Annotated in this window: 7 protein-coding genes; 2 read left to right on the forward strand and 5 right to left on the reverse strand. The window is 47.4% G+C overall.

Annotated elements, in window-relative coordinates; translation table 11 throughout:
- Nucleotides 1-28 precede the first annotated feature (28 nt).
- The gene (locus tag ACRC32_RS00740) at nucleotides 29-850 is read right to left on the reverse strand and encodes a PEP-CTERM sorting domain-containing protein (RefSeq protein ID WP_438552191.1); all 822 of its coding nucleotides are present in this window, start codon (nucleotides 848-850) and stop codon (nucleotides 29-31) included.
- Nucleotides 851-1,215: 365 nt separating this feature from the next.
- Between ACRC32_RS00740 and ACRC32_RS00745 the strand changes: the two genes are divergently transcribed.
- Both ACRC32_RS00745 and ACRC32_RS00750 read left to right on the forward strand, forming a co-directional pair.
- Nucleotides 1,216-2,544 carry an efflux RND transporter periplasmic adaptor subunit gene (locus tag ACRC32_RS00745; protein ID WP_438552192.1) on the forward strand — a complete coding sequence of 443 codons (1,329 nt, stop codon included), beginning with the start codon at nucleotides 1,216-1,218 and terminating at the stop codon, nucleotides 2,542-2,544.
- A 19-nt stretch (nucleotides 2,545-2,563) separates the two neighbouring features.
- Nucleotides 2,564-5,830 (forward strand): efflux RND transporter permease subunit, encoded by a 3,267-nt coding sequence (locus ACRC32_RS00750; RefSeq protein WP_438552193.1) that lies wholly within the window; start codon nucleotides 2,564-2,566, stop codon nucleotides 5,828-5,830.
- Nucleotides 5,831-5,870: 40 nt separating this feature from the next.
- On the opposite strand, the gene ACRC32_RS00755 is transcribed toward ACRC32_RS00750, so the two are convergent.
- The 4 genes from ACRC32_RS00755 to ACRC32_RS00770 form a co-directional block, all read right to left on the reverse strand.
- On the reverse strand, nucleotides 5,871-7,346 hold the full coding sequence (locus ACRC32_RS00755; RefSeq protein WP_438552194.1) for a M16 family metallopeptidase: 1,476 nt from the start codon (nucleotides 7,344-7,346) through the stop codon (nucleotides 5,871-5,873).
- Nucleotides 7,347-7,448: 102 nt separating this feature from the next.
- Complete coding sequence (map, locus tag ACRC32_RS00760) at nucleotides 7,449-8,279, reverse strand: type I methionyl aminopeptidase (protein WP_015156399.1); 831 nt, start codon at nucleotides 8,277-8,279, stop codon at nucleotides 7,449-7,451.
- Between the two features lie 155 nt (nucleotides 8,280-8,434).
- The gene (locus tag ACRC32_RS00765) at nucleotides 8,435-8,842 is read right to left on the reverse strand and encodes a plastocyanin/azurin family copper-binding protein (protein WP_438552197.1); all 408 of its coding nucleotides are present in this window, start codon (nucleotides 8,840-8,842) and stop codon (nucleotides 8,435-8,437) included.
- Between the two features lie 221 nt (nucleotides 8,843-9,063).
- Nucleotides 9,064-11,934, reverse strand: coding sequence for a M16 family metallopeptidase (locus ACRC32_RS00770; protein ID WP_438552195.1), 2,871 nt, complete (start codon nucleotides 11,932-11,934; stop codon nucleotides 9,064-9,066).
- Between the last annotated feature and the right edge of the window lie 394 nt (nucleotides 11,935-12,328).

Here is a 12,328-nt window from a genome sequence, read left to right on the forward strand (position 1 = left end):
TGTGTCCCTACTAACGTCTCTTTTCTGATTATTTGACCGTTACTCGCTGACTCCAGGCTCGATATCCTAAAGCAAAGATACCTAAAATTGTGCCAACAGCAATTGAGGGTTCCGGTACGGCAACAGTAGATCGATTTTCCTTGACTTCTACTAAGGTTAAGTTTGTCACGCGATCGAAAGTACGAGAAAAGAGACCTTCAGTTGAAGCCGATGCAGATTCTCGATCGCCACCAAAATTTGTAGTCAAACTAATATTACTCAGATTTAATTGAGTCCCATCACTTGAATTAAAATTGAGAAAATCGTTGTTTCCAGAAGTCACATTTCCTGAAATTGTAAATGAGTCTAGAAGCGTCCAACTATCTACATTACTAGTATCATATAGGGCAAAAGAAACCGTACCGTCAGCAATCGCGGTTTCAGTTTGCGGATTGTCTATAAATGTTGTTAAACTTAAATCGGCATCGAAATTAAAAGAAAAAGTTTCGCCACTATTAACGCTAAAATTACCTAAAACTCCAGCAAAACTGTCTGCCGTACCAGAGTAGTTGTTGCCAGTACCATCAACACTACTAAATGATGAATTAAAAGCAGATGGTGGTTCCGTAACAAAGTTTGCTACTGCATCTGTACTAGTATTAACATTACCATCTGTGGCAAAAGCACTCGTAAAAGTGTCAGTAATTACCTCGCTCTCGAAGGGATTATGACTAAACTTATCGAGCGTAACTGTAGATTCAGAACTAGCAAAAGTAGCAGCAATAGTTGGAGTCGCTGCTAGAGTAAAAACTAAAGGTGCGATCGGCACGACAGCTCGCGCAATTTTTTGAGCAAGTTTTAGTTTTGGCACGAAAATTTTCCTCACATCAATCTCAAAAGGCTAGCTTGCTTACCTAGAGCAATTTTTCTCACTGACAGCACATCAGTACCGATGGTTCCGTTACTGGTAGTAGTGAAAGCAAACTCTATGTAATTCAACTAACGGTAGTATAAATTACTTCGTGGAAATTACGTAACTCGATCTTGCGAATTGAATTTAAGCAAAATTTAATAATCGTGTCATATTGATGTCACATTTATCCATCAAACTTCATGCTACTGACCAACCTTTGCCATGCTGCACAGATAGTTAACAAAAACAGCTTGACAACAACAGCGTTACGAGAATCAACAGTCAACAATTAAACGTTAACTCTTGAGATAGGAGTATCGAGCGTGCAAACCTCTGATTCCCAAGTTTCCGTTTCAAACCGAGAAGAATTGCAGACTCCGCCGCCTTCACCCCGCTCCCAGAAACGGTGGTGGCTGCTACTCATGCTTCTAGTCGGAGCTGGAGGAGTTGGACTGGGGCGGGGATTAACTCCTGTCAGCCAAGCCACTGCACCAGCAGCAGCAAAACCGCAACCACCGCGTTCCATAGAGACGATCGCCTTAACTTCAGGCACGGCAACTCGTAGTACTAGTATGTTAGGGCAAGTCGAGGCAAGCGAGAGCGCTACAGTCCGCACCAGAACATCGGGAGTCGTGCAACAAGTGTTAGTCCAACCAGGCGATCGCATCACTCCTGGTATGGTTGTAGCCATCCTTGACGATGCAGATCAGCGCTTAGCCGTAGCCGAAGCGAGAGCGAGACTGGCTCAAGCTCGGAGCGAATTAGCACGCTTAGAAGTCGGTACGCGGCAGGAAATCATCGCCCAAAGGCAAGCCGAAGTCCGAGCAGCTCAAGCGCGGGAACAGGAAGCTCAAGACAATTCAGAACGAACCAGAAGTCTAGTTAATACTGGCGCACTCTCGCGCCGGGAATTAGTCGAAGCAGAATCGCGGACAGATGCTGCTAGAGGGGAACGAATGCAAGCCCAAGCAGAGTTAGCAGAAGCTACGGCTGGTCCCACTCGCGAAGAAATTGACGCGCAACGAGCTAATGTAGCCACCGCTGAGTCTGCATTAAGCCAAGCAGAATTAGCCTTGCAACGCACGCGCATCAGAGCAGTATCGAGCGGTGTTATCCAGACACGGCAAGTCAGTAGCGGAGACTTGGTAGAAAGCGGTGACGAGATTGCCACCAAAGTCAATGGCACTCAGTTAGACGTATTTCTGGAAGTGCCAGAATCACTCAGCGGTAGCGTGAGAGCGGGTATGCCCGTCGAGTTGACTGCTAGGGCGCTACCTAACTGGCGCGATCGCGCTACCTTGACGGGTATCGTACCATCTGCCGACACCGCTTCCCGACGGCAGCGAGTGCGGGTGAGACTATCAAATCCCCCTGCTAACCTCTTGCCAGGAATGGCAGTACAAGCACAGTTACAATTGCCTAGCGATACCCCTAGCTTTGTCGTTCCCCGCGATGCATTGACTCGGCGGGAAAATCGCTGGCTGGTATTTACGGTTGCAGACGGTAAAGCCAGACAACTAGAAGTCGAACTCGTGGCAGACATGGGCGAAAAAATGGCGATCGCCAACCCACAACTGAGCCAAGGACAGGCGATCGTCGTACGGGGTGGGGATGGATTAAAAGATGGGGCGGCTGTAAGTCGTAAGTCATAAGTCGTAAGTCGTAATTATTATGAACTTGATTGAAACAGCCGTCCGCTGGCGGCACGGTACTTTCGTGTTGTTTTGCCTGCTAGCTGTATTTGGCATCTTTTCACTACTGAGTTTGCCTTTAGAACTGCAACCAGGAGGCGATCGCCCTGAAATCACAATCACTACTACCTATCCTGGTGCAGCTCCCACAGAGGTAGAAGATCTCGTCACCCGTCCCATTGAGGAACGGATGGAGGAAGTCTTAGGGGTACAGGAAATTACCAGCAACTCCCGTCCTGGTATCAGCGCTATTACGCTTGAGTTTACTTGGAACAGCGATGTGAACGAGCGGATGGTGGATGTATTGAATAAGTTACAGCAGGTGAAGGAACTGCCCCCAGAAGTTGAAGAGTCTGATGTAGAGATGGTCGGAGGTAACAACTCGCCGATGATATGGGTTGTCCTGACTCCAAGACAAGGATTTCAGGGGAATCCCGATCGCTACCGCGACTTAGCAGAAGAAGTTATCGTACCGAGATTGCGCCGAGTCGAAGGCGTAGGGCAGTTTCTCATTCCTGGGGGTAGGGAACGGGAAGTTGAGGTGAGGGTTGACCCCAAAGCTTTATTCGATCGCAATCTGACCATAGGCGATGTCGTGCGGGTGTTACGGGAAAACAATCGCGACATTCGCGGCGGTCCCCTAACGTTAGGCAGGCGAGAATACCGCGTGCGTACCCTCAGTCGTTCGCAAGATATACAACAAATCGCCGGATTTGTGCTGCGGCGCGATCCGTCGGGTACAGTCTACATGCGGGATGTGGCAACCGTGCAAATGGGGCGCAAACCGCTAGAGAGTGCTTTGGTTTTTAACAATACTCCTGCCGTGGCAATTGGGATTATCCGGCGCGTTGGGGCAAACGTACCGGAAGTATCGAGCGGAGTCAGGGCAACTCTAGCGGAATTAGAAGCTCAATTCGATCGTCAGGGAGAAGGAATCGATTTCGTCTACAACTACGATGAGAGCGAATACATCAACCAATCTGTCTTTTTGGTACAAGAAAACCTTGTCAGCGGTGCGGTACTTGCCGTACTGGTATTGTTGCTATTCCTAGGCTCAATGCGGACAGTCGCCGTGGTAGCACTGACCATTCCTACCACAATGATTACTGTATTTATTGCCATGTCCTTATTTGGGCGATCGCTCAACATTATTAGCTTGGCAGCGCTAGGATTTGCGGCGGGAATGGTTGTAGACAACGCGATCGTCGTAGTTGAAAATATTTTCACCCACATGCAACAGGGCAAAAACCCGATCCGTGCTGCTATTGATGGGACTCAAGAAGTTTGGGGCGGAATTTTTGCGGCTACCCTGACAAATATCGCCGTTTTTACGCCATTAATTATGGTACAGGGAGAAGTAGCACAGTTATTTATCGACATGGCGATCGCCATATCCGCTGCTGCTATCTTCTCCATGCTAGCCGCCATCACCCTCGTCCCCATGCTCTCCGGCTTATTTCTCAACCAGCACGAAGCAATGCAAGTGCTAGCTGATTCTTCCGTTGGGAGTTGGGGACAAGGGGGACAAGGAAGAAACATTACTGTCAACCGTCAACCGTCAACCGTCAACCGTCAACCGTCAACCATCTTACAAAAAATACAGGGAGCTGTTTTTCGCACTTCCGCCGTCTTTCGCCTCTTTCAAAGCAAGTTAGAATCATTTTTGGCATCTACCGTACTTTGGTCGCTGGGTGCAGATCGTGTTGGACGTAGATTATTACTTTTAGCGATTCCCGTCATTCTGCTATTTACAAGTATTTTTCTACTACCTCCTGCCGATTATTTGCCTGAAGGCAACCGCAATTTAGTATTTTGGGTGGCGGAACCTTTACCAGGAACCAGCATTCCCGAAGCCATTCGTCTCTCTCAACCCGCGAGAGATTTCTTGAGGCAGCAACCGGAAATCGATCGCGTCATGTTTGTCGAACGTCCTGGTAGGCGCGGGATTGCGGCAATTCTCAAACCTGAATTTGCCACTACTAACGGACTTGCTGATATGGTGACTCGGATGCGGCAGCAGAGCAACAACTTTCCTGGCTATCGCTTCATGATCCCCACGCGCCTCTCGATCTTCCAAGATCCAGGTAAAGAGTTTGAAATTCAAATCGTAGGTGCAGATTTGCAGCAGTTGAGCCAGTTGGAAACGCAGATAACCGATCGCCTGCGAGCATTTTCTGGCGTGCGTAACGTCCGTTCTGATTATGTCTTTGGTGCAGGGGAACTGCAAGTAATCCCCAACCGCGAACGTTTAGCGGAAGTTGGGTTATCGGAGGCGGAAGTAGGGGCAATGGTGGAAGCAGCGTTAGGTGGTCGAATTGCTTCTGATTTTATCGATGGTAAGGAAGAACTGGATGTTTCAGTAGAGTTACACAATCTGTTTGTCGAAACTCCCGAACAATTGCGTCAACTACCCTTGTATACTAATCGCGGGCAGCAAGTACAGCTAGCAGATGTTGCCGAGGTAAGGGAGACAACAGGACCCGATGTGATCAATCATGTCAACCTAGAGCGATCGATTACCCTAATAACTTCCCTCGAAGCAGATGCACCTTTGGGGTCATTAGTCAATCAGGCAGAAACACAAGTTTTGGCTCCACTCAGGGCAAATCTTCCCGCCGGATATCGGTTAGATTTGTCTGGCTCTGCCGATCGCCTAGCTGACACTCTATCTCAGTTGTCTTCTGCTTTTATCCTTTCTGTCCTATTTATTTACTTGCTGCTGGTGGCGCTGTATCGCTCCTTTCTCTACCCAGTAGTCATTATGGCAACAGTACCGATGGGGATGAGTGGCGGGTTGTTAAGTTTGGCGATCGCCAACCGAATTCCCGGTCTTATTATTCCCTTTGATATGATTACGGCGCTAGGATTTATCATTTTGACTGGAGTGGTGGTTAATAATGCGATCCTCTTGGTAGACCGCGCTTTACAACTCCAAGCAGAAGGCGAAGACTACGATAAGTCTCTTTACCATGCAACACGCGATCGCCTCCGTGCAATTTTCATGTCAGCTGGGACGAGCGTATTAGGGATGTTACCTCTAGCAGTCGTCCCAGGACAAGGAGCAGAATTGTATCAAGGGTTAGGCATCGTCCTCACGGGTGGCTTAGCTTTTTCAACAATCCTCACCCCCACAGTAGTTCCCGCCATTATGGGACTGCTGCGGGATTTATCTGGACGCAAACAGCCATCAGTTGTCAGTTATCAGTTGTCAGGGAGTAGAGAGCAGGGAGTAGCGAGTAGCGAGTAGGGTGTCAAAAGATTTTGACTATTGACTATTGACTTGTTTGTCACCCTGACTTAGCATCGGGAATAGTAATATCAATCGGAATGACTTCTGAGGCGATCGCACTCAGTGGTGGTTGAATTGCATTAGCATTTCCTACAACTAGGGTGACGAGTTTTTCTGGCTGGAGGTATTTTTTGGCAACTCGTTGGATATCAGCCGCAGTCGTGGCTCGTACGCCGCGTTGGTAGCGAAACAAGAAATCTGCCGGATAGCCAAAATATTCGTAGCGCATTAAGCGAGACAGAGTTTGGCTGGGGTTTTCAAAATTAAAGACAAACGAATTCAATACTGATTCTTTAGCGCGTTGCAACTCATCTGGTTGAACTATCTCGCTTTGAAGTTTTTCAATTTCAGTCCGAATAGCACGCAGAAAAGGGACGGTCGCAGCCGAACGAGTTTGTCCCCCCGCTACAAACAACCCAGGATAATCAAAGCGGGGACTCCAGACACCATAAACAGAATAAGCCAAACCCTGACGCGATCGCACGGAATTAAACAACCGTCCGCCAAATCCGTTTAAGACTTGATTCATCACGTCTAAAGCTGGATAATCGGGACTGTCGAGCTGTCCGCCTAAATGTCCGACTTGGACGTAACTTTGAGTTAACTGGGGGCGATCGACAAAATATAATCCGCCCAACTTAGACTGAGAGGCTGTTGGAACTTGGGGTTGGGATAGCTTTGGTTGAGATTTCCAATTGCCAAAATATTTTTGAATCAGCGATCGCATTTTCTGCGAGTCGAAATCTCCGACAATGCCTAAAATCAGATTATTAGGATGAAAATATTGACGGTAGAAATCAATTAAATCTTGACGGTAAATATTATCTAAAGTTGCATATTCTACCGTTCGCGCATAAGGGCTATCACTGCCATAAACTAACTTTTGAAACTCCCGCCCGACAATTCCATTCGGATCGTCATTACGACGAGCGATTCCGCCTCTAACTTGAGTTTTTGCCAAATCTAACTTTTCTTGAGCAAATATTGGTTGTTGTAAGATTTCTGCAAATAGCCCAAACACCATTTCCAAGTCTTCGCTCAAGGCGCTAAAACTAGCAGAACCAGAAGCATCATTAATTCCAACTTCTACCGCTGCTGCTCGTTGTTCCAATAACTGATTTAACTCATCTGCGGAATGTTTTTGCGTTCCGCCAGTTCGCAATACAACTCCAGTTAAATTTGCCAATCCTACTTTATCTTCTGGTTCCCAGCGATCGCCTGTCTGAATTATTGCCGTTCCTCCCACTAAAGGTAAATCCCGATCCGGCATCAAATACACCACCATACCATTCGGCATTTCGTAGCGATCGTATTTGGGAATTTGTACTTGTTTGAGGGGAGGAAATTCTAATTCTGTATAGTGCTTGGCTGTAGCTGCGGTGGCTGGTGGATGGTAGGCAAGTATTAATAAAAGCGTTATTAGTATTAGACCAATTCTGTAAAAATTACGGATAAGGTGCTTGTCCCGCGTCATAGTGATTTTGGATCTGGGCAATTTGAATTATTGTGTCATGTAGACTGTAGGGGCGCACATCTGTGCGCCCCTACGATGATGCTTTCACGCAGCAAAATTAAATTACACCAAAGAGCGATCGGTCAAAATTTCGTAACCGCTTTCTGTGACTAATACAGTATGCTCGAACTGAGCAGAAAGAGCATTATCTACTGTTACTGCCGTCCAGCGATCGGCAAGAATGCGCGTAAATCTCGATCCGGCATTCAAAATTGGCTCAATTGCTAGCGTCATTCCAGCACGAAGCTTAACGTTAGGCATCTCCCGGGTACGGAAGTTGAAAACCGAGGGTTCTTCGTGTAAGTTACGACCAACACCATGACCGGTAAAGTCTTCGACGATTGTAAAACCGTTTGCCTCTACGTGGTCTTGGATCGCCCCTGCAATATCCATCAGATAATTTCCAGCCTTAACTTGCTCGATTCCTTTATACAGAGATTCTTCAGCAATGCGGATCAGTTTAGTTGCTGTCGGACTAACTTCACCAATGGCGATCGTAATGCAAGAATCGCCGTGAAAACCTTGATGGAAAGCTCCTGTATCAACTTTTAAAACATCTCCTGTCTTCAAAACTTTTTTTGGATTGGGAATTCCGTGTACGACTTCATTGTTAACGCTGGCACAAATTGAAGCGGGAAAACCGTGATAACCCTTAAAGCTAGGAGTTGCATCCATTTCGCGGATGCGCTTTTCAGCATAGGCATCGAGATCGGCAGTCGTCATCCCAGGCTGCACCATCTCAGAAATCTCTTTTAATACCGTTGCCACAATCTTAGCTGACTGCCGCATGATTTCGATTTCACGGGGAGATTTAATTTCAATACCCCGCCGTTGCTTTTTTTGGCGCTGAGATTGAGCAGGTTGTTGAGGGAGAAGATTACTGAGAATATTCATGGAGTTTTATGGGAACAGATGGGGTGACTGTGGAAAAATCGAGTTGGCTCTGACGCGATCGCGCTTGTCTATAAATTTGTTATCCAGGCTAACGATTCAAACACCTTCTCTATTTTAATTTACAGTCCTTCACTTTGAGCCGATTGTGGTTTTACTTATGCCGCGATCGCGATATTCCCCTTCATTCCTGCTTCTGTATGCCCGGGAATCGGACAGCGCAAAGCGTACTTACCCGATTTCAAAGGTACAAATACCCATTCTGCCTTTGCTCCTGGTTTGAGTTCTAATTCATGGATCGCCCCTTTAATCTCTACATTGCCAGCTTCTACTTTTTGCGTCCAAATGCCATCAGCAAAATCTTTTGCCGTGAAATAGTGTTTCTGCGGACTGGGATTGGTCAGTACGAGTTTGTAACGTTTAAAGGCAGATAATTCTAAAGAATCTGGCACAAACTTCAGCTCGTTACTAGAAGTTCCCAGGCTGACGGAGATTTCTGTTGCTGGCTGACGCAACAAATCTACAGATGGGGCTGTACTCGTCGCCGCATGAGCTAAATTTGGCATAGCAACTACAGTACAGAGGATCAGCCCCGCCACAAAAAAGAATTTTTTTAAATAGCGCATCATAAAATCTACCTGTGATGGTAAACATCTAACTCGTTAAGGGCGGGAGTCGGCAGTGGTTAGTGGCTAGTGGCTAGTGGAACCAGAATTGCTCCCGATCGCTCCCCCAGTTTCCCCAGCTCTCTTCTTCCCCTCACTCCTCGCTCCTCACCCCTCACTCCTCACTTCCCTTGTGCTGTAGCACTACCAGGACCAGCTGTAACGATCGCTAGCTTATCTGGTTGCAGCAATTCTTCGGCTGTCAGATTGACTTTATCTAAAGTGACAGCTTGAATTTTTTGTGGGAAGTCGCGTAATTCCGCTTCACCCAACCCGAAAACAGCATTCATTAAGATCGTACTAGCAAGAGCGTCAGGACTAGCAAGGGAAACAGTATAACTACTGGTGAGCGAACGTTTAGCCGTCTGTACTTCCTCTGCCTTTACGCCTTGAGTTTGAATTTGTTGTAACAGTTTGCGGGTGCTGGCGATCGCTTTTTGAGCATCGGCTGGGTCGGTCTGCATTCTAATTGCAAATGGTCCGGCGTGTCTGCCAGCTTGAAATGCACTATAGATGCCGTATGTCAACCCTTGGCGATCGCGAATTTCCGTGCCTAAGCGACTAGAAAGCGTATCGCCACCCAAAATTTGATTCAATACCAATGAGGTATAGTAACGCGGGTCTTTGCGATCGATCCCCCGATATCCCAAAATCGTGACCGATTGCGTTTTCCCTGGCATAATCGGGTTAAACTGCTCGATTTTCGCTGGTAGAGATACGGCTGGATAGGCGATCGTTGGTGGTTTCCCCGTCCCTTGCCACTGGGCTAATTGTTGCGTCAACAGCGATCGCACTGCTTTTGGATCGAAATCTCCTAATAGAGTCAAAATCGTTTGGTCGGGACGGTAATGAGTTTGATAAAACTCCACCACCGCCTGACGGTTAATACTCTGCAAGCTTTCCTTGGTGGGGAAAGTATGGAAAGGATGGTTCGCTGGATAAATCGTCTGTTGAAACTTCCGCTGCGCTACCCGTGCGGGATTATCCAAGTCTAATTTGAGTTGAGTCAGGGCGCGTTGGCGCGATAGTTCTAATTCGCGATCGGGGAATGTGGCATTTTGCACCACATCTGCCATTGTTTGAATCACTACAGGTAGATCTGTTTTTAAGCTATAACCAGCAATTTCTACGCCTTCGCGATTCGCAGAAAAACCCAGACTCGCCCCTCTATCTTCTAGCGTCTTGGCAAGTTGCAAAGCATCCTGACTCTTCGTCCCATTCATCAGGTTGTCTGCGGACATGCTTGCCAAACCACCGGACTGATTTGGATCGAATTCCGTCCCTGCCTTGATATAACCGCTCAAGGTCACGGTTGGCGTGCTAGAGTCTGGCAAGAGCAACACCTGTAAGCCATTGTCTAGAGTAAATTCTTCCGGTAGCCGCTGCGCTTTCGGTGTAGCCGCAACATCTACAGGTGGTAGGAATTTAGCTACCTCTGCCGGATTGACAGGTGAACCCAAGTTAAAGCTTTCCGCAGTTTGACCAGTCCCCGCTTCACCAGCACCAGCAGGTTGACTGGCGGCGATTTGGGTGGGTTCAAACTTCCCTACAGTGCGTTGCTCGGTAGCTAAGTAAGTATTTGCTACTCGCTTCACATCGTCTACCGTTACCTTGTCTAAGGCGGCTAGGTAGCGATCGATGTAGCGATAATCGCCAGCCGTAGTTTGGCTATAACCTAACTGCGTTGCCTGGGAACTGATATCGCGATTGCTCAAAATTATCGTTGCTTTGAGTTGGGCTTTGGCGCGGTTGAGTTCTTCCGGCGTGACTCCTTTAGTCTGCAAATTCGCGATCGCCTGTTCTTGCACTGTGTCAATTTTATCTAGCTGTTGCCCTGGAGCAGCCGTAGCTGAGAGTTCGTACCAACCCCCCACCATCATATTCGCCGTGCCACCGCCTGCGGCACTCGCTAAACCCGATTCCACCAAAGTTTGATACAGCCGAGAACTCCGCCCTTCTGTCAAGATGTAGTCCATCGCATCCAGTGCAGGAACATCAGGGTGATTCGCATCCGGCAAGGGATACACGACTTGCAACGTCGCCGCCGCCCCTGGCTCTTTGAGAACGATCGGCTTACTGTTAAGACGAGCTGAGGCAGGTGAGGAATTTGTTACTCCCCCTTGTCCCCCTTGTTCCCCTTGTCTTTTAGTCCCGACTCCCGACTCCCGATTCCCGACTCCCGTTCCCTTCACCCGATCCGGTACTTTGCCAAAAACCTCTTCCACTGCTTTTAGCGTTGGTGCGGTATCAAAATCTCCTACCACAATCAGCGTGGCGTTGTCGGGGCTGTAAAACCTGTTGTAATAATCTCTGACTTTTTCCGCAGTAAACTTTTCCACGTCAGCTTTCGTACCACCTACAGGCAAACCATAAGGAGAGTTAGGAAACGCGGCACGCCTCACGGCGCGATCGAGGCGATAAGTAGGACTGTTCTCATAACCCTGTAGCTCAGAAATGACAACTCGCTTTTCACTTGCTAGTTGCTCGTCATTAATTAATGCATTCTGCATCCGGTCTGCTTCAAGTTCCAGCAGCGCCTTCAATTTATTTCGTTCTACCGTGCCAAAATATGCTGTTTGGTCGAAGCTAGTAAAAGCATTGGACTCGCTGCCTAAAGCACTAAACAGGCGACCAAATTGAATTGGACGGGTCGTTGTACCTTTAAACAGCATATGCTCCAATTGGTGGGCAATACCGTTTACCCCTGGAGCTTCATTGCGCGATCCGACTTTGTACCATACCTGGACGCTAACGACTGGTGCAGTATGGACTTCTTTAGTTAAAATCGTTAGACCGTTTTCCAGTATTGTTTTACGGACATCTTCCGTGACGGATAGAGGCGATCGCGTGACTGTAGCAGCAGGACGCTGAGAGTCAGCAATAGCCGGAAAACTCAACGTTACCCCATTAGCCAATAACAGCACTCCACTCAGACAAAGAGTGAATGGAATAACAAATAGCCGATGACGGCGTAAATAAGTAAAAATCCGCATGAATTGTTTTAATTGACAGTCAGTGGTTGCTAAGTTAAGCAGTCTTATTGACTCTACTGTAGTCCGCCGATCGCGACTTAGGGATTAGCATTTATTTACTTAGGCATCGACTTTTGTTTAATTTTTTTATCTCGATCTATAGGAATCCAGTTTGATGATTGAAGAAATCTCAGTATGGGTAGGGTGTGTTACGCACTTGCGTAACGCACCAAAAACTGAGAGTGATGCGTTAGCCTTTGGTGTAACGCATCCTAGGTAGATTTCAAAAATTAAATATGAGTCCTATATCTGCGATCGCCTTTCTTCCAACATTCACTTATTCAATCTCAATTCGCCCAAGACTCAAATAAGTGAGTTGAGAATCCTAGATATTCATCAACTCATCTAGTTGTGT

The sequence above is a fragment of the Chroococcidiopsis sp. genome, assembly GCF_051657925.1.
Classification (GTDB): Bacteria; Cyanobacteriota; Cyanobacteriia; order Cyanobacteriales; family Chroococcidiopsidaceae; genus Chroococcidiopsis.

Coding starts and splice junctions, on each gene's coding strand:
- ACRC32_RS00750 (WP_438552193.1), top strand. CDS start 2,564: ATGAACTTGATTGAAACAGCCGTCCGCTGGCGGCACGGTACTTTCGTG.
- ACRC32_RS00770 (WP_438552195.1), bottom strand. CDS start 11,934: ATGCGGATTTTTACTTATTTACGCCGTCATCGGCTATTTGTTATTCCA.
- ACRC32_RS00765 (WP_438552197.1), bottom strand. CDS start 8,842: ATGCCAAATTTAGCTCATGCGGCGACGAGTACAGCCCCATCTGTAGAT.
- ACRC32_RS00755 (WP_438552194.1), bottom strand. CDS start 7,346: ATGACGCGGGACAAGCACCTTATCCGTAATTTTTACAGAATTGGTCTA.
- map (WP_015156399.1), bottom strand. CDS start 8,279: ATGAATATTCTCAGTAATCTTCTCCCTCAACAACCTGCTCAATCTCAG.